The organism is Exiguobacterium sp. s140, from assembly GCF_018617035.1.
Classification (GTDB): Bacteria; Bacillota; Bacilli; order Exiguobacteriales; family Exiguobacteriaceae; genus Exiguobacterium; species Exiguobacterium profundum.
In genome coordinates, this window is sequence record NZ_JACSJK010000001.1 from 498,885 (window position 1) to 522,220 (window position 23,336).

Here is a 23,336-nt window from a genome sequence, read left to right on the forward strand (position 1 = left end):
CGGAGGCCTAAAGCGTCATTCGCTTGGCAAATAGCCGATCACTTCGTTCGATTCCGATTCAACGAGCACTTGTGGAATCTCGACCGTGCGCTGTGAATCAGAAGGAAACGTGACTATCCAGGCCTGTGTTCCTTCAAAACGTGAATCAACTAATTCAAAACGATCGTCGACTGTGATGGATTGAATCGTGGCCTGTTTCCCGTCTTCATCGATCGGTAGCCAATCCATATTGTTTAGATATTCAATTGCACTATTTATGATGGCTTTCTCATCATCCGGTGGCATGGATGATAAGGAGGATGTTTGTGTGCAGCCGACTAACATGAAGATGGCGAAACAGAGTGCGGTAAAAAGGCTGGTTCGAATCATGATTATTCTCCTTTCTCGTTTGGTTATTTCTTACAGTATAGTTGTAGATGAGACAGGCATGTACAAAAAAATCCTGCAGCCGATAGGTCTGCAGGAATCAGGTCATGCTTGAATCGTATCGAGGAATGAACGAATTTGCATCTCCGTCTTGGCGTTTGCCGAGTGGAGGTGTTCTTGTTTTACCCCGTCTTTATAGTATAGAAGTGAAGGGATGCCGCGAACTTCTTGCGCATCAGATAGCTCTGGGAGTTCGTCGCGGTCGACGATGTGCCAGTTAAATTGTGGATAGTCCTTGACGAGCTCATCGACATACATGTCTAGACGTTTACAGTCCGGGCACCATGATGTAGTGAAGACCACCATTCCGTGATCTTTTGTGGCTTCGTCAAATTGTTGTGATGAATGAATCGGTTGCATAGACAACTCTCCTTTCTTCTATCTATTTTGTCGGGTTTTTAACGGGTCGTCAACAGATTGGCATTCTCGAAACCGTTTGAGAATGTGATACACTAATAAAAATAGCATGAGAAGGAAAAGGTGATGGATATGGCGTTACGTCACGCATTGCTCGGGTTATTGACCCATCAGCCTGCGACCGGGTATGCCTTGAACGCGACGTTCAAGGCACAGATGATTCATTTTTGGAACGCCCACCATACACAGATTTATCGGGAACTGTTAAAGATGGAAGAAGAAGCACTCGTTTCGGCGGAACATGTCTCACAACAGGAGTTGCCAGACAAAAAAATCTACTCCATCACGGATCAAGGACGTGAGGAGTTAATCAATTGGTTACGTCAACCAACGTCGTTCCAACCGAAAATGAAGGATGAAAACCTCTTACGGGTCAGTTTGCTTCAATTGTTGCCGGTTGAAGAAGCGGTCCGGTACATCGAAGAGACAAAGGCGCACCATGAGCAGGTCGCACAACAGATTCGACTATTTCAAGAAGAACATCAATCGGACGAGGATACACTTGGCTATTTGCTGACGAGCGAGTATGCGATCCGAATGATGGAGAACTATGCCGGATGGGCGGATTGGGCGATTGAACAGATTCAAGCACGCAACGAAAAACACGTGACCTGAGCGGATCAGGTCACGTGTTTTGTGTATGGGTGAACCGGTAAACGAGCGAGTAAGCGATCAAGCACTTCATCATCGGTTTTGGTCTCAAATGAACGAATCGTTTCGTTCAATTGCTTGACTGAAGAGGCGCCTGGTAAGACGACGTCACAGAACCGTTTTGCAGCTTCGAGTGCATAGGCTTGAATCGGTGTCGGCATCATCGCCAATTCACTTGCGAGGTCCTCTTTTCGCCACGTCTCAAATCCCTTATCTCCGAGACGCGTCTCCCATTCATCCGTTAATAGGCCTTTGGCAAGAACCCCTCGACCGACGATGGGGATTGAAATGTTGAGCGTCTCTGCCCGGCGGTCGAGTAGGGAATACGGTGTCATGAGAACATCGAGGGTACCGGATTTGACCCAATGGTTGATGACGTTCGGACGAATCGACGAGAGTCCGATTTGTCGGATTAGACCATCTCGTTTTTGTTTTTGTGCCCATTCAATCGTTGCGTCGAGGTCATCCTCGAGCGTGCCGCCATGTATATAATATAAATCTAGATAATCGGTTCGCAATCGCTCGAGCGATCCGTGCAATGCTTCCTCTAAATAGGACGGATCAGGATTCCAACGCATGCCCTCCTCAGTCAATTCGTTGCCACCTTTACTCGCCAAAAATAAGTGTTGTCGCTCTTGACCCAACGTTTCCCCAATTACACGCTCGACAGCTTGTCGTTCATAGACGTCTGCCGTATCGATATGGCGAATCCCCGATTGAATGGCCGTTTCCAGGATATTCTTTGCCTCTTTCTCCCCATGTTTCAAAATCGTCATCGTTCCGAGTCCGAGTTCACTCATTTGGATTCCTCCTTGTTCGAAATGTAGGTTTGACTCATAATCAGAGTATATCGAAAAGTGAGGAGTAATCATATGGAAGAAAAAACGATTGAGCGGGAAGTCATTTATCAAGGCAAAATCTTCGATGTGGAAAAGCATGTCGTTTCCCTTCCGAACGGAAACACGTCTGTACGTGAACTCGTCTATCACAATGGAGCCGTCGCTGTACTCGTCATTGATGAATCGGACAACATCGTCATGGTGGAGCAGTACCGAAAAGCGTTTGAATCGATGTCGCTTGAGATTCCAGCCGGTAAGTTGGAAAAAGGCGAAGAGCCGATGGCGAGTGCCGAGCGCGAGCTAGAAGAGGAGACGGGCTACACGGCGGAATCGCTTGAAAAGATTTTTTCTTTCTACGGGGCACCCGGGTTCTGCAGTGAGCGGGTCGATGTATATGTCGCAAAAGGGTTATCTGCCGGTGAGATGAATTTAGACGAAGATGAATTTTTAAATGTGAAACGATACTCATTTGATGAAGCCGTCGATTTACTGGACCGAGGCATCATTACCGACGCCAAGACAATTATGGCAATCCAATGGTGGCAATTGTCTAGATTGAAATAATTCTAATCTAAGTACTTAAATGATAAACTTACATAGTAATGATTTTAAATTGAAAATTGAGTAAAACTTCGGTATGCTTTGTGTAGTGAACTATGTAAAGAGGGGGCGCCTTATGGAAACGCGAATTGAACGAATTAAACAGCAATTGAGCGCCAAAGGATATAAATTAACACCACAACGTGAATCGACGGTACGTATCTTACTTGAGAATGAGAGTGACCATTTAAGTGCGGAGAACGTCTTCATGCTCGTGAAAAGCATCGCACCAGAAATTGGACTCGCAACAGTTTATCGCACATTAGAATTATTGACAGAGCTCGGCGTGGTCGATAAAGTCAACTTCGGTGACGGAGTTGCACGCTTTGACTTACGTCCAGAAGGGGCGAACCATTCGCACCACCATCTCGTCTGTGTCGAATGCGGCTCGGTCGAGGAAATCATGGAAGACTTGCTCGTCGATGTTGAGAAAAAAGTCGAGAGTAAATACGAATTTTTGATTAAAGACCATCGCTTGACGTTTCACGGTATCTGTAAAGTATGCCAAGCAAAAGGCGTCACACTCGAAGGTCATAAAGCAGTCATCAACGGTTAATGCAGAAAGGACAGACGACCCCCGACAGGTCATCTGTCCTTTTTCAATGTGTGATATATCGCTCATATATTTAAGTTGTTTGTAGTATATCGGTTCTCATTCGAACATGCCAGAAAAATAAGAAATCTGAGATGTATTTTTGTCACGTAAACGTTCACAAAAAAGTGAATAAAAAATGAGGTCAGACATCTTCACAACAGTTTACATAAGTGATATGCTGTAAGCGTATTCAGGTGAAACGAGGAAGGAGGAGGGTATGATGCGTTCGCATATCGAGTCATTTCTTCAATATATGACAGTTGAAAAGCGGATGTCCGCCAACACGAGACAGGCGTATGCGAGCGATTTGACGCAGTACGCATCGACCTTGACCCAACTGGGGGTAGAAGAGTGGAATGACGTGACACGTTCTCATATCGTAAAGCATATCGAAGAACTGTCACAGGCGGGACGTGCTTCGTCCTCTTTGAGACGAGCTGTCAGTTCAATCCGGATGTTCCATCATCATCTAAAAATGACGGGGGTCACGACAACCGATCCATCTCTGTATCTAGAGACACCGAAAGCAGAAAAGCAACTTCCGGATACTTGGTCGCAACAGGAAGTCGAGCGTCTCTTAGATAGCGTCCCGACATCCGACCCGCTCTCACTACGGGACCGTGCGATGCTCGAGTTGCTATACGGGACCGGAATGCGGGTCAGTGAACTTTTAGGTCTTGATTTGGATGATTTGCAGTTCGAATTGGGGTATCTACAATGTGAAGGGAAAGGCGAGCGCGCACGAATCATTCCGGTTTCGTCGGTCGCGCAAGGGTTTGTTGAGCGATATATTCAACAAGCTCGAAACGGGCTCGGCGGCAGAGAGACCGAAGCGCTCTTTTTAAACGGCCGAGGAGGACGGCTCAGTCGTCAAGGATTTTGGAAGATGATCAAACGACGTGCCAAGCTTGCCGGAATTGATAAGGAGATCACACCTCACGTTCTCCGTCATTCCTTTGCGACACACCTTCTCGAGAACGGCGCAGACTTACGTGCCATTCAACAAATGCTCGGTCATGCGGATTTAGCGACGACGCAAGTGTATACACACGTCAACAAATCGCGTCTACATGATGTGTATCGTAAGCATCACCCTCGTGCCTAGACACCGAAAAGGAGGAATTTTTTGTGAAGAAGTTTAAACGTATTTTCTTAGTCGTCATGGACTCGGTCGGGATCGGTGAAGCACCAGATGCCGAACAGTTCGGTGACAAAGGGGCCGACACGCTCGGGCATATTGCGCGTGAACATAACGGATTGCACATGCCGAACATGGGTAAACTCGGACTTTCGAACATCAAGCCGATTCAAGGCATCGATGCATCGGACGCACCGAGTGCGTATGGTCGCATGGAAGAAATCTCAGCTGGCAAGGATACGATGACGGGCCATTGGGAAATCATGGGGCTCCATATCGATACACCATTCCGCGTGTTTGAGGAGTTTCCAGACGATTTGATTCACCGTCTTGAAGAGTTCAGCGGACGTAAAATCATCGGAAACAAACCGGCGTCCGGAACAGAAATCTTGGACGAACTCGGTGAAGAGCATGTCAAGACGGGCGCCCTCATCGTTTATACATCTGCCGACTCGGTTCTTCAAATCGCAGCACACGAAGAGATTGTGCCGATTGATGAATTGTATCGCATCTGCGAATACGCACGTGAAATCACACGTGAAGACCCGTACATGCTCGGACGAATCATTGCGCGCCCGTTCCTTGGGACACCAGGAGCATGGGTACGTACGGCGAACCGTCACGACTACGCACTGAAACCATTCGGCAAGACCGTCATGAACACGCTCGAGGAAGCTGGGAAAGAAGTCATCGCATTAGGGAAGATCAGCGACATATACGATGGTGAAGGCGTGACAAAAGCGGTCCGCACGAAATCGAACATGGACGGCATGGACAAATTGGTCGAGTCGCTCGAGGAAGACTTCGAAGGACTCTGCTTCTTAAATTTAGTTGACTTCGACGCATTATTCGGTCATCGTCGTGACCCGGAAGGCTATGCGGTCGCGCTTGAAGAGTACGACGCTCGCCTACCGGAAGTGATGGAGCGTCTTCGTGAAGATGACCTACTCATCATCACGGCTGACCACGGAAATGATCCTGTTCATGCTGGGACAGACCACACGCGTGAATACGTTCCGCTCATCGTTCATCACAACGGAGCGAAGGCAGTCGATTTGGGTATTCGCGGAACATTCGCGGACATCGGGGCGACCGTCGCTGACAACTTTGACGTCGCGGCACCATCACACGGAAAGAGTTTCTTAAACGAAATTTGAGGAGGCAATATTCATGGTAAATTGGAACGAAACAAAAGCGTTTTTGCAGGAGCGTATGGGCGGTACACCAGAAATCGGACTCATTCTAGGGTCGGGACTTGGAGTCCTCGCGGACGAGATTGAGAACCCGGTAGCGATTCCTTATGAGGAGATTCCACACTTCCCGGTATCGACTGTCGAAGGACATGCGGGTCAACTCGTGTTCGGTGAGCTCGAAGGGAAACGAGTCGTCGCCATGCAAGGACGGTTCCACTTCTATGAAGGATACTCGATGGAACAAGTGACGTTCCCTGTACGTGTCCTTAAATTGATCGGTGTCGAGACTCTCATCGTCACAAACGCGGCAGGAGCGTGTAACGAGTCATTCAACCCAGGCGACTTGATGATCATCACAGATCATATCAACTTCTTCGGTACGAGCCCGCTCATCGGTAAGAACGCGAGTGAATTCGGAACACGTTTCCCTGACATGTCAGAAGCGTACGATAAAGAGCTCGTGAAATTGACAGAACGCGTCGCGTCAGACCTTGGACTTTCTGTACAGAAAGGGGTTTACTTCGGAAACACAGGTCCTACCTACGAAACACCGGCTGAAGTCAAAATGGCCCGTCTTCTTGGGGGAGACGTCGTCGGGATGTCGACCGTTCCAGAAGTCATCGTCGCGCGTCATTCGGATATGCGTGTCCTCGGGATTTCGTGTGTCTCGAACATGGCAGCAGGCATCTTAGAACAACCACTCAACCATGAAGAAGTCATCGAAACGACAGAGCGCGTTCGTCAAGACTTCCTCTCTCTCGTACGTGGCACGATTAAAAGCATGTAAGTAACTTAATTTTAGGAGGACGACAGTTATGCGTATGGTCGATTTGATTTTAAAGAAACGTAACGGTGGAGAATTGAACGAAGAGGAGATTCGCTTCGTTGTCGAAGGTTTCACGAACGAATCAATTCCTGACTATCAAATGTCAGCCTTATCGATGGCCATCTATTTTAACGGGATGACTGAAAACGAGACGGCTGCTTTGACGATGGAAATGGTGAAGTCGGGAGATACGATCGATCTTTCAAATATCGAAGGGAAAAAAGTCGACAAGCACTCAACGGGCGGCGTCGGTGACAAGATCAGCTTGATCGTGGCACCACTCGTTGCTTCAATCGGCATCCCTGTCGCGAAGATGAGTGGTCGCGGTCTCGGTCACACAGGTGGTACGATCGATAAGCTCGAATCATTCCCAGGGTTCAATGTAGAATTGACGGAAGAGCAGTTCACGAAACAAGTAAACGATATCAAGATGTCGATCATCGGTCAGACAGGGAACTTGACGCCTGCGGATAAGCGCTTGTACGCGCTTCGCGACGTTACGGCTACGGTTGAGTCGATTCCGCTCATCGCAAGTTCAATCATGTCGAAGAAGATTGCAGCTGGAGCGGACAGTATCGTTCTTGACGTCAAGACAGGTTCTGGTGCGTTCATGAAATCGTTTGATGATGCGAAAGCCCTCGCCGAAGAAATGGTCGCAATTGGGAAAAATGTCGGCCGTAAGACGGTCGCGGTCATCACGGATATGGACCAACCACTCGGTTTTGAAATTGGGAACGCGAACGAAGTGAAAGAAGCGATTGAAGTCCTCTCAGGTAAAGAAGTCGAAGATTTGAAAACAATCGCGCTCACGATCGCTGGACATATGGCTGTCCTCGGTGAGTTTTATCCGACGTTTGAAGAGGCGTATGCCGACCTTGAGAAGCGCATTGCCGATGGACACGCCCTCGAGGTGTTCCGCAAGTTCGTCGAAGCACAAGGTGGCGACGCATCACTCGTCGATGATGTGACGAAATTACCACAAGCTTCATATGAGACGACATTCGTCGCAAAAGAAGCAGGTTATGTCGAGTCGATCATCGCAGACGAAGTGGGTGTTGCGGCGATGCTTCTCGGTGCAGGACGCGCGACAAAAGAAGACAAAATCGATTTCGCGGCAGGCATCACGCTTGAGAAGAAAGTCGGCGACCGTGTCGAGGCAGGCGATGTGATCGCGGTACTCCGTTCGAACATCGAAGACATGTCTTCAGCCATCGAGCGTTTAGACCATGCGTATACGATCGGTGCAACGAAACCAGAGGCACGTCCACTCGTTCACGCAGTGATTCAATAAGGCAGAACGTCTGTTTCCACAAAAAAGTGGAGACAGACGTGTTTTTTTGATAAGATGGGTAATGTGAGTGTCAAACAGCAGGATACATATTATGAAAAAGGGGTTGCTTGAAACATGAAAAAAGGTTCTATGAAACTTGAAAATGGCGAAATGATTGAATTTGATTTATTCCACGGTGAAGCACCGATCACAGTCGAAAACTTCGAAAAACTTGCGAACAGTGGGTTTTACAACGGATTGACGTTCCACCGTGTCATCCCTGGTTTCGTCAGCCAAGGTGGTTGCCCACAAGGAACTGGAATGGGCGGTGCTGGCTATACGATTCCTTGTGAGACATCGACATCGTTCCCGCACAAACATGAAGCGGGTTCACTTTCAATGGCCCACGCAGGTCGTAACACAGGGTCTTCACAGTTCTTCATCGTCCATGAGCCACAACCGCATTTGGATGGTGTCCATACGGTATTCGGTAAAGTGACATCTGGTCTTGAGCATGCCGTCAAACTTCGTCAAGGTACGAAGATGGCAGAAGTGAAGGTTTGGGACGAGAATTGATTTTTGCCTGAAGGGTATGGCACAATGAACCATGTCTCTCACGTGTTCACGTCGTGAAACTTGAATGACAAAAGGTGGTGAACCCAGCGATGCTGGTCAAATATAAACGTTCTTATGAAAAGACGGCGATGGGTCTACTCGCATTCTCATGCAGTGACAAATCTCCGCTAAGCTTGCTTGAACTCGTCCGATCGTATGACGAGGAGGAGTCGAAGTTCCTCTATTTGTGGAAAGTCGGTGAAGACTTCGTTGGTATCATTGGTATGGAGCAACAAGGGACGACAATGGTCATCGACCATATCGCCTTGTCGCCATCATTCCGTGGCGAGAAACGTTCTTACGAGCTTCTAGACGAGGTGAGAAACGTCCTTCCACTTGATTTGACGCTAACCGGTACAGGCAAGACGGGCGATTTATTGGATAAATGGAATCAATTAGTCGTCTGATGACAAAAACCCCCGTAATCACGATTGTGACTGCGGGGGTTTTGCATGTACTTCAAGAAGGGCTAGCGGAATTCCTCGTTCGTTGACGATCTAAAAGTGCCAGCTCCCGTTCCGTGATGACCTCACTTCGATCACGGTGCAGATGCTTGTGGACCAATTGCTCGAACGACAGGTCCGTCGATGGGAACGTCGGTTTTAGTGATTCGACCGTGTCACGAACATCCTGTTGTAATGGGAGCTTCGTGTGTAACGGCCATTCATCAAGTTGTGCGACGAAGGAGTCGACGTCAAGACCGAGCTCATGTAAATAGGGGGAAGCGATGTCGATCTTTCGGCGTAAGAGTCGCAAGCTCTTTTTCGCGCCGATGAGATTGTCTCGTCGTAAATGATAGTGGATGACGGCGTATTGGATGAGTGCCGCATAGCCGTGATGACGACGTCCGTCTGCCTGCCACGCCTCTTCTAATACCTCATGACATTCGAAATAATCGGCATGACATTCAAAAAGCAACGTATAATGAATAAAAGGGGTCATGAATCAATTTTCTCCTTTCGTGTCCACGGTGTTATAAAACATGTTATACTAAAGCGCAAAAATGTAAAATGGCAGGTGTCTCTATGGAAGCCTATAACGTTAAAATTGATACGTTCGAAGGTCCACTCGACCTGTTGCTCCATTTGATTGGAAAAATGGAGATTGATATCGTCGACATTTCCGTGGCAGAAGTCACTGACCAGTATGTCGGCTATATTCGCACGATGCAAAAATTTGAACTCGATGTGGCCAGTGAATACTTGGTCATGGCGGCGACGTTGCTCCAATTGAAGAGCAAACAATTGTTACCGCCAGTTTCGGTCGAGGATGAAGAGGTTCCAGACTTCAGTGAGGAACCGACGCGTGAAGGTCTCATTCGTCAATTGATTGAATACAAAGCATATAAAGAAGCGGTCGTCTTCATGCGTGAACAAGAAGAACACCGGCTTGAATTGTATACGCGACCGGGTGAAGATTTGACGACTTATATGTCTGAAGAGGTGTCTAGGTATGACGGACCACTTAACTTCTCGGATCTTCTCCACGCCTATTCGAAGATGATTGAACGGAAACGTTGGAAAGAACGACGCAAAAAAACGATCAAGCGGGAAGAGCGTACGCTTGAAGAGCAGATGACGCGTCTTCATGAACACGTATCGTCGACGAGACAAACGTCGTTTTTCGCCTTTTTTGTTGAGCAACCGAACGTCTCGGATCTCGTCGTGACGTTTATGGCGCTTCTTGAGCTGATCAAGCTACGGGTCGTCGTAACAAAACAACTCGACCAAGATATTCAAATCTCATTCATTGAAGCATCAAAGAAAGGGGATGAAGCGGTTGCTGTCTTATGAGACGATTATTGAAGGATTGCTGTTCGTCGTCGGTGATGAAGGGATGGAAGTACGAGCGCTTGCCGAGACGCTCGATATCTCAGAAGCTGCGGCACGAGAACAGCTCAGTAAGCTAGAGACATCGTTCAAGTCATCGAATCGACCGTTTCAGCTCATGGAATCGGCAGGTGTCTACAAGCTCGTGACCGTTCCGGACGTCTCTCCGTACATTCAAAAATATGTCGGGACGATGGCTGAGCAGGCGCTCTCACGTGCAGCGATGGAGACGCTAGTTATCATCGCCTACAAACAGCCGGTCACACGAGCGGATATCGAAGAGATTCGCGGAGTCAAAGTCGAACGGGTCATCCATACGTTGTTATCGAAAGGATTGATCGAATCGGCTGGTCGTGCGAAGACGATTGGTCGTGCCAAGCTGTATCGTACGACAGAGCACTTCCTCGACCATTTCGGGTTCAACTCGCTCGAAGAATTGCCACCATTAACATTTGAGGATGAACTGACAGACGAAGGCGATTTGTTCTTCGGTCAGGAATCACCGAAGCAAGAAGAGAGATTGGAGAAGGATTAATCATATGGAACGTTTGCAAAAAGTAATCGCACAAGCGGGGGTCGCCTCGCGTCGGAAAGCGGAAGAAATGATTTTGGATGGTCGCGTCCGCGTGAACGGAAAAGTCGTCCGTGAACTCGGGACGAAAGTTGGACCGAAGTCAGAGATTGAAGTCGATGGCGTCAAAATCGAACAAGAAGAGCATGTCTACTATTTGCTTTATAAACCGAGTGGCTACGTATCGACGGTCGATGACGACAAAGGACGCAAAGTCATCACAGACCTCGTCCCACCAGGAGCACGGGTATTCCCGGTCGGTCGTCTTGACTACAACACGACGGGTCTCATCATCTTGACGAACGATGGTGAGTTCTCGAACATGATGACACACCCGAAATATAAAATTCAAAAGCGCTATGTGGCAAAAGTGAAGAACATCCCATCTTACTTGGCCATCAAACAGCTTGAGTCTGGTGTCGAACTCGATGACGGATTCAAAACGGGAAGCGCTAAAGTGAAGATGAAGTCTGTAGACCAGAAGAAGAACACAGCCATCCTCGAAATCGTCATCACGGAAGGCCACAATCGTCAAATCCGTCGGATGGTGGAAGCCATTGGTTCAGAGGTCATCAAACTGAAGCGTGAACAGTTCGGTTTCTTGACGCTCGACGGTCTCAATACCGGCGACTGGCGTGAACTTTCACACAAAGAAATCAGTAAGCTTCGGGAACTTGCGAACCCTACCGTTCCACCGAAACCACGAGGCAAAAAGAAGAAAAAATAACAACAAAAAAATCGTCCTGAGATAGGATGATTTTTTTGATTGTGTAAATTGTGTGACAAAAAAATGAAAAAAGTCTGTTAATGTGCGTTTTTAATGTTTTTTCAGTACAATAGCAATTGAAGGATGGTGTGAAAACGATGACAAAAGATCAACAAAAAAACGACCGGATGGAACAAGCGGTCGCAAAAAAGAAAAAGAGGTCATTTTGGCGGATGATGATCATGACGGTCGTTCTCTTCGCGGGAGCGGTTACGATCATGCAAACATTCGACCAAGCGGGTAACGATGGACGCATCGAGGCGGGCGACGAGGCACCGAACTTCAAGCTCGTCACACTCGACGGTTCGACCTTGTATGAGCGAGACAACTATGAAGGGAAAGGGATGCTCTTGAACTTCTGGGGTACGTTCTGTGAACCGTGTAAGAAAGAGATGCCGGTCGTACAAGAAAACTATGCGACACTTCAAGACATGGGTGTCGATTTTTGGGCCGTGAACGTCGGAGAGACACCGCTTCGTGTCGATAATTTCATCAACGACCTTGGTGTCGGGCTCGACTATCCGATTTTGATGGATACCCAGAGCGAAGTCGAAGGAGCGTATGGCATTTATAACCTACCCGTCACATTCGTCATCGATGGTGAAGGGAACGTAATTGAAAAGTATGAAGGTGAACTCACGAAAGAGAAATTGATGGAGCTAGCCGAGAAGTCATTGTAAGCGAACGGGGGACGCACAGATGCTAGATATGAAATACGAAGGCGCTGATTTACGGTCGAAGCGTCGTCCGAAATCGATCATTGACCGTGTGTGGAACTTCTTTGCATCGGTCAAAGTGGGGTTGTGGTTAATTGCATTGATTATTGTCGGTTCGGCAATCGGAACAATCTTTCCTCAAGAGATGTACATCCCACAACAATTACCGCCTGAGCAATATTATATGGAGGAGTATGGAACACCGGGTTCTATTTATTACGCCCTCGGATTCCATAACCTATACACATCGTGGTGGTACATCGGTCTAATTGTCATGTTGACGCTCTCACTCGTCGTCGTGTCGATTGACCGTGGGGTTCCGCTCTATAAGGCGCTTAAAAAACAACCGGTCAGACGGACAGAACGTTTTATGAAGGGGCAACGTCTCTTCGGACAAGGTGATGGGACGGAGGCTCAAATTGACGAGATCGCAGTCGCACTTAAAAAGAAACGATATACCGTCAAACGGGACGGCGATGCTCTGTTAGCAGAGAAACACCGGTTTGGTCGTTGGGGTCCGTACGTCAACCACCTCGGACTTGTCATCTTCTTCCTAGGGGCGATGCTGCGAGTGTTCCCTGCATTCCATACGGATACGCTCGAATGGGTGCGTGAAGGCGAAACGGTGTCGCTAGAGGCGACTGACGGCGAGTACTACTTACGGAACGACCAGTTCATTCTTGAATTGTACGACCCTGAGAACAATGAAGAGGACGCGAAGTTTGCGGCCGCCATTGAAAAAGCAGGAGCCGTTCCGAAAAATTATGAGACAGAGTTGACGTTATTCAAAAAGACGGGAACGAACGAGGACGGATCGCCGCAACTCGAACAAGTCGATGTCGGTTCGACGAAAGTCAACCACCCGTTTAAGTTCGATAAATTTGAAGTGTATCAGGAACAATATTCAAGTCGTCCAGAGTTCTTATCGATGTCGTTCATGTTGGCAGATAAAGAAACCGGCGACGAATATGGTCCGTTCAAAGTCGATTTGGAGAACCCAGAGAAGTCTTATGAACTTGATGGGGTCACCGTCACGTTGAAAGATTTGTATCCAGACTTCGAAGTAAAAGATGGGCAACCGAATACGAAATCACCACGTGCATTGAATCCTGCCTTCTTCTTCAACGTCGAATCACCTGAAGGCGAAACGGAGTCGAATTTGATCGGCATTCGTTTGAATGTCGCTGATGAAGAGAACCGCTACGAAGTGCAATTTGCGGGAACAGAGATGGCGAGCACGAGTGGTTTACGTGTGAAGAGTGACTCCACCTATCCGATTTTGATCGTCGGTGCTACGATCTTTATGATTGGTATTGCGATGGGCATGTACTGGCCACACCGTCGCGTTTGGATCCGTCGCCATGAAGAGGGCGTGCTTGTCGCCGGTTTTACGAATAAAAACCCGTCCTCGCTCCGTCGTGAAGTGTCGCCGCTATTAGAACAAAGTGGCTTACCGATGTGGGAAGACCAGGCGAGATTCACAGAGAAGTCGGAGAATGAGTCAACAGATGAAAGAGGGGAATCTTGATGGAATGGATTGAATGGAGCAGCCGAATGCTGTTTATCGCGTTCTTCCTTTACGCAATCTCGACGGTTCTCTTTACGATTGCCGTTAGCGGTATGCGTAAAGATCGAAACGTCAACCGTGTTGCCTATGGGAAATACGCTTTTATCTTGGCAATCATCGGCTTTGTCACTCAAATGACATATTTCTTTATGCGCTGGGCAGCTGTCGGCTATGCGCCGGTGTCAAACTTGTACGAATATACGACGTTCTTCGGTATGATGATGGTACTTGGGTTCCTCGTCGTATATGGAATTTATAAAAATGATGTACTCGGCTTGTTCGCAATGCCGGTGGCGTTACTCGTCATCGCCTTCGCCTCAATGTTCTCAAGTGAGGTCGCACCGCTCATCCCGGCACTCAACAGTGTATGGTTGAAAATTCACGTTACGACGGCTGCGCTCGGACAAGGGATTTTGGCCATTAGTTTTGCATCGGGCCTCATTTTCTTATTGAACGAAACATCGATGAAAGAACAGTCTAAGTCACGGACGTGGCTCGAAGTGACGATGTTTGTCCTCATGTGCACGCTCGGCTTCATCATCGTCTCGATGTTATTCAAGGGGATTGGTGCCGGAGGTGTCGTCGAGTTCACGAACGATCGCGGTCAAGCGGAGACGTATGAATATTTCATGCCGATCTTGTTCGTCCCAGAAGGGGCACAACTCTTATCTGGCGCGAGTGGCTTGTCACTCGAACTCCCGAACTGGATCAATACACTCAAGTTAAACACGCTCATCTGGTCGTTCATCGGCGGAATTGTAATCTATGTGTTGCTCCGCTTTGTCATCTTGCGCAAACGCGTTGCTGAAGCACTCCAACCCCTTGCGAAAAAAGTCGATCTCGACCTTGCTGATGAAATCAGCTATCGCTCGGTCGCGATTGGATTACCCGTCTTTATCCTTGGTGGTCTGATCTTTGCGATGATTTGGGCACAGATTGCCTGGAACCGTTTCTGGGGATGGGACCCGAAAGAAGTTTGGGCCCTCATCACGATGCTGATTTATATTTACTACTTGCATATGCGCATTCAGCGTGGCTGGACAGGAACGAAAGCGGCCTGGTTATGTGTTGGTGGATTTGCTGTCATCATGTTCAACCTCGTCTTCGTCAACCTGGTCATTGCCGGTCTGCATTCGTATGCTTGACATAAAAGAAGTCACAATTGTGGCTTCTTTTACATTTGGTCCATCAAATCATCGTTGTGAAGCGAAATGATAGAGTGGTATAGTTATGGCAGAGAGTGGAATGTTCACAATTATGCAACATTCGCTACAACTCGTAATGGGTCTTAGGAGGGTTTCAGGTATGGCTGAGAAAACGAAGATTTTAGTAGTCGACGACGAGGAGAGAATTCGTCGACTTTTGAAAATGTACTTAGAACGTGAACAGTATGAGATTGAAGAAGCGGTCAATGGTGAAGAGGCGCTTGCGCTTGCCCTTGATAACGAATACGACGTGATTTTGCTTGATTTGATGATGCCAAAGATGGATGGGGTTGAAGTATGTACAGAACTCCGGAAGACGAAAGCGACTCCGGTCATCATGCTTACCGCGAAAGGCGAAGAAATCGATCGTGTCCAAGGATTTGAAGTCGGAGCGGATGATTATATCGTCAAGCCTTTCAGTCCGCGTGAAGTCGTGCTCCGCGTCAAAGCATTGCTTCGCCGATCTGGTTCGACGAAGTTCATGAACACGAGTGAGAAGTCGAAGGATTTAATCGTCTTCCCACATCTAACAATCGATAATGATGCACATCGCGTCACGGTGGACGGTGAGGAAATCGCCCTCACACCAAAAGAATATGAGTTATTGTTCTTCCTCGCCAAGCAGGTGGATAAAGTCTTTTCACGAGAGCAGTTGTTAAAAGAAGTATGGAACTACGAATTTTTCGGAGACCTTCGGACCGTCGATACGCATGTGAAACGTCTTCGTGAGAAATTGAATCGTGTCTCACCGGACGCGGCGCATATGATCACGACCGTATGGGGTGTCGGGTACAAGTTCGAAGCTGCCAGTGAATGATGATTCGTCGAAACAGCATCGTCACGAAACTGTGGCTGACGATTCTCGTTTTGGTCAGTGTCATCTTATTCATCGTCTCGGTGTTGATGCTTGAATTTTTTAATTCCTTTCATATCGACCAGGAACGAGGCCATCTTGCCAAGCTCGGTGGACAGGTCCAATCGGTTTTGTTGAATGAAGGTGACACGTCCCAGACGATTGATCAAATCATCGAAGTGTACGGGGCTAACTATATCTTAGAGAACGGGACGACCCGATCGAATTTTGGAAATCAAGTGGATGGCTTGATGGTAGAACTTGAACGACAGGATTGGGAAACTTATCAGGCGGTCGGTGAGACGGCCATCGGGAATTTCTCATCTTTTGACGACCAGGCCGCGCTAGCGTATCGGACGACCTTCTCCTTATCGACAGGACAGTATACGCTCTACCTGCTCGAACCGCTCGATGCGATCTCGAGTGCGAACGCGGGAGCACGGACCATCATTCTTTGGACCGTCGCTTCGGCCATCATCGTCACGACCGTCTTCGCTTTCTTCTTGTCGACACGAATCACGGCACCGCTCCGAGCGATGCGGGATGCAGTCAATAAGACGGGAGAGGGGCAATTTGATTTACGTTTGGAGACGAAGACACGGGATGAGATTGGCGAACTCGCTGCTTCTTTCAACGCAATGAGCAGTCAGCTTTCGAAATATGTGAATGCCCTTGACCGGGAACGGCTGCAACTTGCGTCGATTCTTCGTTCGATGGCAGACGGTGTCATCACACTCGATCGTCATGCAAACGTGATTGTCACGAACCCGCAAGCGAGTCCATTACTTCAAGATGGGCAACCACATGAAGTCGTATTGTCTCTTTATGAGGAAGTGATGGAGGGGACGTCTGAAAAGACGATCGAAGTGAAACAGGATGAGCGGTACTATACACTGACAGTCACACCACTCGTCGGAGAAGACGATTTCGAGGGTGCTGTCGTTGTTATCCGGGATACGTCAGAAAGTCATCGACTCGATAAGATGCGGACCGATTTTGTGGCGAACATTAGCCATGAACTCCGGACACCGCTCGTGACGCTTCAAGGGTATTCAGAGGCAATCATCGATGGCATCACTGAGAGTGACGAGGCGACGAAAGAGTTCGCCTCTATCATCTACGATGAATCGCTCCGCTTGGCAAGACTCGTCAATGATTTGTTGGATTTGGCACGCATCGAATCGGGTAAAGAGACGATGCATTTCACTTCGTTTGATATCGGTGATTTCTTGCCCCGAGTCATGCGAAAGTTCAATCAGATGGCATCTGAAAAAGAGATTCGTTTACAGACCGACGCCCCGCACCGTCTCATCGAGGCGGATGGCGATCGTCTCGAGCAAGTGTTCACCAACTTGATTGGCAATGCTATCGCGCATACCGATTCTGGAGAAATTCGGATTGAGGCCACAGAAGAGACGGACGGGCTACGGATTCAGTTGACGGATACAGGTCACGGAATTCCTAAAGAGGATTTGCCGTTCGTATTCGAGCGATTCTATAAAGCCGATAAAGCCCGGACCAGTGGTTCGAAGACAGGGACAGGCATCGGACTCGCGATCGTGAAGAATGTGGTCGATGCCCATCACGGAAAAGTGAGCGTATCGAGTACACTCGGGGTCGGAACCACCTTCGAGATTTACTTACCATTTGAACAACCACACAACTCGTAATGGTGACTCGCTTGAGTCACCATTTGTGGCATTTTAAGGGGGGAGTCGAATGAAACGTTATACACGAACGGGCGACAAGGGTGAAACATCATTAATCGGTAGTCGTGTCGAGAAATCCCATCCTCAGATTGAAGCGATGGGTCATCTCGATGAGTTGAATAGTCAGATTGGACTCGCCATCGCGCATCAAGAGGATGAGACGCTCCGAATACAGCTGACGAAGATTCAGCACGACTTGTTCGACCTCGGATCGGAGCTGATGTATGCTGAGGCACCGCCGAAAATGGTCGATTTGTCGATCGTGACGGAACTAGAACGATGGATGGATGAGTGGGAGGAGTCCTGTCCGGAACTTGTGCGCTTCATCCTTCCTGGCGGCAGCGTTGCCGCAGCTAGCTTACATGTGGCTCGTACCGTTTGTCGACGGGTCGAGCGTGACTTAGCGGCTCTCGGAGTCGCCGACCGGCAATTGCCTTACTTTAACCGCTTGAGTGATTATTTATTTACGGTTGCCCGTTACGCGAACGTCGTGGCAGGGGTGCCGGATCAAGAATATGCGCGCGGCGCTGCCGTGTTTCAACCAAAACGAAAAAAGGAGTGATCGGCAGATGAAAGGTATCGTTCAGTTCCAACATCAATTGCACTACTCGGTCTATCCGACCAAGAAATTTAAAACGACGACTTGTCTCGTGTCATTCGCCGCTCCATTATCGGCGGAGACGGTCGCAGATCGGGCATTGCTCCCGTTCATCATGGAGAAATCGACGGCGACGTATCCGTCCATTGAGTTATTTCACACACCGCTAGAGGAGTTGTATGACACAAACTTATATGCTGGTGCATCTAAGATCGGAAAGGAGCACGTCATCCAATTCCAACTCGAAGTCGTCAACGATCATCTTGTCGGAGAAGACGTATTGAGTCAGGCAATCGAGTTACTCGAAGACGTTCTCCTCCGTCCGAACGCATACGATGGGGCGTTTCAGCCACTCATCGTCGAGCAGGAACGTCGATTGCAACGTCAGCGTATCGAATCGGTCTATGATGACAAAATGCGTTTCGCCCAACAGCGTCTACAAGAAATGCTCGGAGGAGAGCTTGCGATTCCGTCACTCGGTACGCTTGAGCAACTCGACCATGTCACACCAAAATCATTGTATGCTGCATATCAATCGATGATTCAACATGACCGTGTGGACATCTATGTTGTCGGGGATGTCAATCGTGAGCAAGTCGAACAGGCTTTCAATCCATTGGAATCCCTTGGGACACGTCGACCACGCCTGTTACCAGAAGCGAGTCGAGGAGAGTTCAAGCGTTTGGAAGAACACCAAGACATTAAACAAAGCAAGCTCCATCTCGCTTATTCACTCAATGTCGACCCAAGAACGGAAGCGGCGATTCGTATGCAAGTCGTGAATGGACTGTTCGGTGGATTCCCTCACTCGAAACTGTTCATGAACGTGCGTGAAAAAGAGAGCCTGGCGTACTATGCCGCCTCACAATATAGTTCCCTCAGTCGGAAGTTGTTCGTCTATGCCGGCATCGATGCGTCGAACCAGCAAAAAACCGAACAGATCATCGAAGAGCAATTGAACGCTTTACAAGCGGGCGAGTTTGAGGATGAGACGTTGCAACAGACGAAAGAGTTGTTGTTCCATCAACGTCGACAACTTGGAGACAGTCCACGTCAATTGATTGCTTGGATGAGTGGAGCAGACGTTCGTCCGTTCTCGTTAGACGAAGAGATGGCAATCATTGAAAACACGACACGAGATCATGTCGTCGCGCTTGCGAAAGAAATGGAACTCGAAGCGGTTTATTGCTTGAAAGGAGGAGAAGCATGAAATTAGACTTTCCTAACGTCGGAGAGACGTTACATCATCACGTTCTCGACAATGGCCTCTCCGTTTACTTGTTGAAAAAGACTGGATATGAAAAAACATTCGCGACGTTCACGACTAAATATGGATCGATTGATCGACGCTTCAAACTAGAAGACTGGATCGAGGTTCCCGATGGTATCGCACATTTCTTAGAACATAAGATGTTCGAGAAAGAAGATGGTGACGTCTTCCAACAATTCGGTCGTCAAGGAGCGTCAGCGAACGCTTTCACTTCCTTCACACGGACGGCTTATTTGTTCGGTGCCACGTCCAAGATCTCGGAAAACGTACAGACGCTGCTCGATTTCGTCCAGACCCCTTATTTCACGAAAGAGTCGGTCGAGAAAGAGAAAGGAATCATTGGTCAAGAAATTCAAATGTACCAAGACAATCCGGGGTGGCGTTTGTATTTTGGTTTAATTGAGGCGATGTACGAGACACATCCCGTCAAGATTGATATCGCAGGTACGATCGAATCGATTTCAAAGATCACGGCGGAAGACTTGTACACCTGTCATCAAGCGTTCTATCATCCGAGCAACATGGCATTGTTCGTCGTCGGGAATATCGAACCGGATGAGATGCTTGCCTTGATTCGAGATAATCAAGCAGCTAAATCTTTTGAAACGCCACGATTGAGTGCTCGCGAGACAGTAGATGAGCCGACCACGGTTCGTCTGTCAGAACGGGTCATCGAGATGGACGTCTCTGTACCGAAAGTCATGATTGGGTATAAGGACATACCGCAAGCTGGGGAAGCGGGTCTGAAGCAAGAATTGACAGTAGAACTACTCATGCATGCGCTCTTCGACACGACAGCACCTCTTTATACAGAACTTTATGCTGAAGGATTGATTGACGATGCCTTCTCGTTTGACTATACGTCAGAGGAGACGTTCGCTTTTGCCGCCTTGTCGATGGAGACGTCGGAAGTGGACGCGTTTGTCAGCCGTGTGACGGAGGCGTTAGAACGTCCACTTCAGTTGAGTCAAGAGACGCTCGACCGGAAGAAACGCATGATGCAAGGACAGTTCTTGAAAGCATTGAACTCACCTGAGTTCATCGCCAATCAGTTCTCCCGTTATGCGCTCAATGATGGGAACTTGTTTGAAATCCCGACTTTGATTGATGCCATCACGCTCGATGAACTATACGAAGCATACGAGCGCTTGTTCCGCCGTGAACAACGAACGGTGTGCGTCGTCAAAAAACCATGAAGACATTGATTGTTGGAGCGAGCGGTGCCATCGGACGTGCCGTCTCGCTCGCTTTTCGTGAAGATGAACTGATTTTGCATGCGAACGATGGTCGTGAAAGACTCCGTCATTTGATAGATGAAGAGAATCTTTCGGCAGAAATTCTCCCTTGTGACCTAACAGACCGTGAAGCTGTTGAGTCATGGGTAGAGGATATGCCGGATGTCGATCGAATGGTATACGTGGCAGGACATGCGCTCCATGGTCTCGTCGTCGACCAGTCAATGGACGAGCTCGACCGGCTATATGATGTACATGTTCGAGCGATGATCCGACTCATCCAGTCCGTCGTAGCAAGGAAGCCTTACGATCATCACGTGGATATCGTGATCGTCTCGAGTGTATGGGGAGAGGTCGGTGCGGCGGCTGAGGTGTTTTATTCAACCGTCAAAGCGGCACAGCTCGGCTTCGTCAAGGCGTTCGCACGAGAAGCCGGCCCGTTCAATGTTCGAGTCAATGCGGTGACACCGGGGTGGATTGATACGCCAATGAATGATACGGTAAAAGAGTCGAAACAATCCGTGCTCGATGACATTCCACTAGGACGTCTCGGTGCGGCAGAGGACGTGGCCAACACGATCCGTTTCTTGTGTTCACCGGACGCCTCGTATATAACGGGCACGGTGTTACGCATCGACGGCGGTTGGCAATGATCCAATTCATGTAAATAAACCTGTTCTTTTCAATTCTTCTAAAATAATTTAAAATAGGCAAGGTAGCGAACTCGCTCGAAAGGATGGTTGGGGATGGAACATAAATTCGAAGAGTGGTATCTCGAATATGAATTGTGTCAGAATCGACCCGGTATCCTGGGAGACATCGCGTCTCTCATGGGGATGCTTCAAATCTCCATCGTCACCATCAATGGGGTCGATCTGCAGCGACGGGGGATGTTGCTCAAAGCACCAGCCGCCGATCATGTGCATCGACTCGAGCATATTTTAAAGCGGATGGAAGCCATTGCCGTCATCAAGTTGCGTCGTCCGAAGTTACGAGACCGGATTGCAATCCGTCACGGTCGTTATATCGACCATGATAGTGATGACAAAAAAACGTTTCGCTTCGTCCGTGAAGATTTGGGCATTCTCGTCGATTTCGTTGCGGAACTGATGAAGGAAGAACGCCATTTGTTAATCGGTGTTCGTGGAAATCCACGCGTCGGAAAGACGGAGTCCATCGTAGCAGCTAGTGTGTGTGCGAACAAACGATGGTTGTTTCTTTCCTCGACACTGATGAAACAGACCGTTCGGACCTCATTATTTGAAGAGGAACGGGAAGGCGATCACGTATACATAATTGATGGTGCCGTCTCTACCCGAACGATGGATGAACGACATCGCCAGCTCATTCGTGAAGTCATGCGGTTGCCGGCCGTGAAAGTCATCGAACACCCTGACCTGTACGTCCGAAACACCGATTGCGTGTATGAAGACTTTGATTATATTATTGAATTGAGAAACAATCCGGATGAGACGATCATCATCCCACAAGAAACGCATCGTGAGTCAGAATGGTTTGAATAATTATGTGAATGGAAGGTGTGGACCCCTGTGACAGAACTAGGGACTTTTTTGAAACAAAAGCGTGAGGAGAGCGGATTGACGCTCGACCAAATCCAGCAGACGACGAAGATTCAAAAGCGCTATATCATCGCAATCGAGGAAGGTGATTACAAAAATCTCCCTGGCTCTTTTTATGCACGGGCGTTCATTAAGACGTATGCGGAGTCGCTCGGCCTTGATGTGGATGAATTATACGAGACATATGCAAAAGATTTACCGGTCATCGAGGCACAGCCGTCTGTTCAACTCTCTCGGAAGAAAACGTATTCGAAGGCTTCCGAGTCGACAAGTCGGGTCTCGAGATGGGTTCCGAAAGTTCTCCTCGTTCTCACGGTCTTCTTGCTCATCACCGCGATTTATTTCGCAGTGAGAAGCATCGACTTCGGTGGTCAGGATGCAAGTCCTACCGAACCGCCAAGTTCTGGTGTCACAGTCGACCAGAATGAGGATGTCCCGGCTGATGAACCGGTCGAGGAGGAACCGACTGAAGAGGAGCCGACCGAAGAAGAACCGCCAGCGGAATCTGGTCCGATTGCGGTGAAGGAGTCGAATGGGGCAGATATCACTTATGAACTCGCGACGAACGAGAAACTGTCGACCGAGATTTATGTGAAGGAGTCACCTGCCTCTTACGTGGGTGTTCGTGATACGTCGTTAGAAGGAGCCTTTCTCGCACCGGAGTATCCGAACCAGTCGAAACAGAATCCGATTGTCATTGAAGATGCCGAGACGGACACATTGCGTATTCGAATCGGACTCATCGCAGGCGTTGAGAAAATCGTCGTCAACGGTCGTGAGCTCGAGCTTCAAGAGTCTCCGGTCACACAAAATATTTTTGTAAAGAGAGTCGACGCCGAATAAGTCGACTCTCCTTCTAAGAGGAGG

Annotated in this window: 27 protein-coding genes; 23 read left to right on the forward strand and 4 right to left on the reverse strand. The window is 48.5% G+C overall.

The window, feature by feature from the left end:
- Positions 1-15: 15 nt before the first annotated feature.
- Both KNO61_RS02610 and KNO61_RS02615 read right to left on the reverse strand, forming a co-directional pair.
- The gene (locus tag KNO61_RS02610) at positions 16-369 is read right to left on the reverse strand and encodes an outer membrane protein assembly factor BamD (RefSeq protein ID WP_214684077.1); all 354 of its coding nucleotides are present in this window, start codon (positions 367-369) and stop codon (positions 16-18) included.
- 102 nt (positions 370-471) lie between these two features.
- Entirely contained in the window at positions 472-786 is a 315-nt protein-coding gene (locus tag KNO61_RS02615; protein WP_074033245.1) for a thioredoxin family protein, read from the reverse strand.
- Between the two features lie 123 nt (positions 787-909).
- On the opposite strand from KNO61_RS02615, the gene KNO61_RS02620 reads away from it, so the two are divergent.
- Entirely contained in the window at positions 910-1,458 is a 549-nt protein-coding gene (locus KNO61_RS02620; RefSeq protein WP_082131999.1) for a PadR family transcriptional regulator, read from the forward strand.
- 5 nt (positions 1,459-1,463) lie between these two features.
- Here KNO61_RS02620 and KNO61_RS02625 read toward each other — a convergent pair whose 3' ends face one another.
- Positions 1,464-2,294 carry an aldo/keto reductase gene (locus KNO61_RS02625; protein WP_214872570.1) on the reverse strand — a complete coding sequence of 277 codons (831 nt, stop codon included), beginning with the start codon at positions 2,292-2,294 and terminating at the stop codon, positions 1,464-1,466.
- A 72-nt stretch (positions 2,295-2,366) separates the two neighbouring features.
- Here KNO61_RS02625 and KNO61_RS02630 point away from each other — a divergent pair, with 72 nt between their 5' ends.
- The 8 genes from KNO61_RS02630 (at position 2,367) to KNO61_RS02665 (ending at position 8,977) form a co-directional block, all read left to right on the forward strand.
- The gene (locus KNO61_RS02630) at positions 2,367-2,897 is read left to right on the forward strand and encodes an NUDIX domain-containing protein (protein ID WP_159562421.1); all 531 of its coding nucleotides are present in this window, start codon (positions 2,367-2,369) and stop codon (positions 2,895-2,897) included.
- A 112-nt stretch (positions 2,898-3,009) separates the two neighbouring features.
- Positions 3,010-3,489, forward strand: coding sequence for a ferric iron uptake transcriptional regulator (gene fur, locus KNO61_RS02635; RefSeq protein WP_012726507.1), 480 nt, complete (start codon positions 3,010-3,012; stop codon positions 3,487-3,489).
- A gap of 259 nt (positions 3,490-3,748) precedes the next feature.
- Positions 3,749-4,633, forward strand: a complete 885-nt coding sequence (gene xerD / locus KNO61_RS02640) for a site-specific tyrosine recombinase XerD (protein WP_214872571.1) — start codon at positions 3,749-3,751, stop codon at positions 4,631-4,633.
- A 23-nt stretch (positions 4,634-4,656) separates the two neighbouring features.
- Positions 4,657-5,823, forward strand: a complete 1,167-nt coding sequence (gene deoB / locus KNO61_RS02645; protein ID WP_214872572.1) for a phosphopentomutase — start codon at positions 4,657-4,659, stop codon at positions 5,821-5,823.
- Between the two features lie 13 nt (positions 5,824-5,836).
- Positions 5,837-6,646 carry a purine-nucleoside phosphorylase gene (locus KNO61_RS02650; protein ID WP_214684087.1) on the forward strand — a complete coding sequence of 270 codons (810 nt, stop codon included), beginning with the start codon at positions 5,837-5,839 and terminating at the stop codon, positions 6,644-6,646.
- Positions 6,647-6,674: 28 nt separating this feature from the next.
- A complete protein-coding gene (locus KNO61_RS02655; protein WP_012726500.1) occupies positions 6,675-7,976 on the forward strand; it encodes a pyrimidine-nucleoside phosphorylase in 1,302 nt (433 codons plus the stop codon).
- Positions 7,977-8,090: 114 nt separating this feature from the next.
- On the forward strand, positions 8,091-8,531 hold the full coding sequence (locus KNO61_RS02660; RefSeq protein ID WP_012726499.1) for a peptidylprolyl isomerase: 441 nt from the start codon (positions 8,091-8,093) through the stop codon (positions 8,529-8,531).
- A gap of 89 nt (positions 8,532-8,620) precedes the next feature.
- Positions 8,621-8,977, forward strand: a complete 357-nt coding sequence (locus KNO61_RS02665; RefSeq protein ID WP_031423428.1) for a GCN5 family acetyltransferase — start codon at positions 8,621-8,623, stop codon at positions 8,975-8,977.
- 52 nt (positions 8,978-9,029) lie between these two features.
- On the opposite strand, the gene KNO61_RS02670 is transcribed toward KNO61_RS02665, so the two are convergent.
- Complete coding sequence (locus tag KNO61_RS02670; protein WP_214872573.1) at positions 9,030-9,512, reverse strand: DUF309 domain-containing protein; 483 nt, start codon at positions 9,510-9,512, stop codon at positions 9,030-9,032.
- An 83-nt stretch (positions 9,513-9,595) separates the two neighbouring features.
- On the opposite strand from KNO61_RS02670, the gene KNO61_RS02675 reads away from it, so the two are divergent.
- From KNO61_RS02675 to KNO61_RS02740, 14 genes are all read left to right on the forward strand, one after another.
- Positions 9,596-10,363, forward strand: coding sequence for a segregation/condensation protein A (locus KNO61_RS02675; protein ID WP_214872574.1), 768 nt, complete (start codon positions 9,596-9,598; stop codon positions 10,361-10,363).
- On the forward strand, positions 10,341-10,934 hold the full coding sequence (scpB, locus tag KNO61_RS02680; protein WP_074036818.1) for an SMC-Scp complex subunit ScpB: 594 nt from the start codon (positions 10,341-10,343) through the stop codon (positions 10,932-10,934). The genes KNO61_RS02675 and scpB overlap by 23 nt, the downstream gene beginning before the upstream one ends.
- Positions 10,935-10,938: 4 nt before the next feature.
- Positions 10,939-11,697 (forward strand): pseudouridine synthase, encoded by a 759-nt coding sequence (locus KNO61_RS02685; RefSeq protein WP_214730582.1) that lies wholly within the window; start codon positions 10,939-10,941, stop codon positions 11,695-11,697.
- A 137-nt stretch (positions 11,698-11,834) separates the two neighbouring features.
- Positions 11,835-12,416 (forward strand): thiol-disulfide oxidoreductase ResA, encoded by a 582-nt coding sequence (gene resA, locus KNO61_RS02690; protein WP_214730584.1) that lies wholly within the window; start codon positions 11,835-11,837, stop codon positions 12,414-12,416.
- Between the two features lie 19 nt (positions 12,417-12,435).
- The gene (gene resB, locus KNO61_RS02695) at positions 12,436-13,980 is read left to right on the forward strand and encodes a cytochrome c biogenesis protein ResB (protein WP_214730592.1); all 1,545 of its coding nucleotides are present in this window, start codon (positions 12,436-12,438) and stop codon (positions 13,978-13,980) included.
- On the forward strand, positions 13,980-15,164 hold the full coding sequence (gene ccsB, locus KNO61_RS02700) for a c-type cytochrome biogenesis protein CcsB (protein ID WP_214730594.1): 1,185 nt from the start codon (positions 13,980-13,982) through the stop codon (positions 15,162-15,164). The genes resB and ccsB overlap by 1 nt, the downstream gene beginning before the upstream one ends.
- Before the next feature lie 160 nt (positions 15,165-15,324).
- Positions 15,325-16,041 carry a response regulator transcription factor gene (locus tag KNO61_RS02705; protein ID WP_214730596.1) on the forward strand — a complete coding sequence of 239 codons (717 nt, stop codon included), beginning with the start codon at positions 15,325-15,327 and terminating at the stop codon, positions 16,039-16,041.
- Positions 16,038-17,747, forward strand: coding sequence for a HAMP domain-containing sensor histidine kinase (locus tag KNO61_RS02710; protein ID WP_143180242.1), 1,710 nt, complete (start codon positions 16,038-16,040; stop codon positions 17,745-17,747). The genes KNO61_RS02705 and KNO61_RS02710 overlap by 4 nt, the downstream gene beginning before the upstream one ends.
- A gap of 49 nt (positions 17,748-17,796) precedes the next feature.
- The gene (locus KNO61_RS02715) at positions 17,797-18,348 is read left to right on the forward strand and encodes a cob(I)yrinic acid a,c-diamide adenosyltransferase (protein WP_214684091.1); all 552 of its coding nucleotides are present in this window, start codon (positions 17,797-17,799) and stop codon (positions 18,346-18,348) included.
- Positions 18,349-18,355: 7 nt separating this feature from the next.
- Positions 18,356-19,594: an EF-P 5-aminopentanol modification-associated protein YfmF gene (yfmF, locus tag KNO61_RS02720; protein ID WP_078147049.1), complete on the forward strand. Its 1,239-nt coding sequence runs from the start codon at positions 18,356-18,358 to the stop codon at positions 19,592-19,594.
- Complete coding sequence (gene yfmH / locus KNO61_RS02725) at positions 19,591-20,850, forward strand: EF-P 5-aminopentanol modification-associated protein YfmH (RefSeq protein ID WP_078147048.1); 1,260 nt, start codon at positions 19,591-19,593, stop codon at positions 20,848-20,850. The genes yfmF and yfmH overlap by 4 nt, the downstream gene beginning before the upstream one ends.
- A complete protein-coding gene (ymfI, locus tag KNO61_RS02730; protein WP_214730598.1) occupies positions 20,847-21,542 on the forward strand; it encodes an elongation factor P 5-aminopentanone reductase in 696 nt (231 codons plus the stop codon). Before yfmH ends, ymfI begins: the two co-directional genes overlap by 4 nt.
- Positions 21,543-21,635: 93 nt before the next feature.
- Positions 21,636-22,412, forward strand: a complete 777-nt coding sequence (locus tag KNO61_RS02735) for a YmfK family protein (protein ID WP_012726484.1) — start codon at positions 21,636-21,638, stop codon at positions 22,410-22,412.
- A gap of 27 nt (positions 22,413-22,439) precedes the next feature.
- The gene (locus KNO61_RS02740) at positions 22,440-23,312 is read left to right on the forward strand and encodes a helix-turn-helix domain-containing protein (protein ID WP_214686902.1); all 873 of its coding nucleotides are present in this window, start codon (positions 22,440-22,442) and stop codon (positions 23,310-23,312) included.
- Positions 23,313-23,336 lie beyond the last annotated feature (24 nt).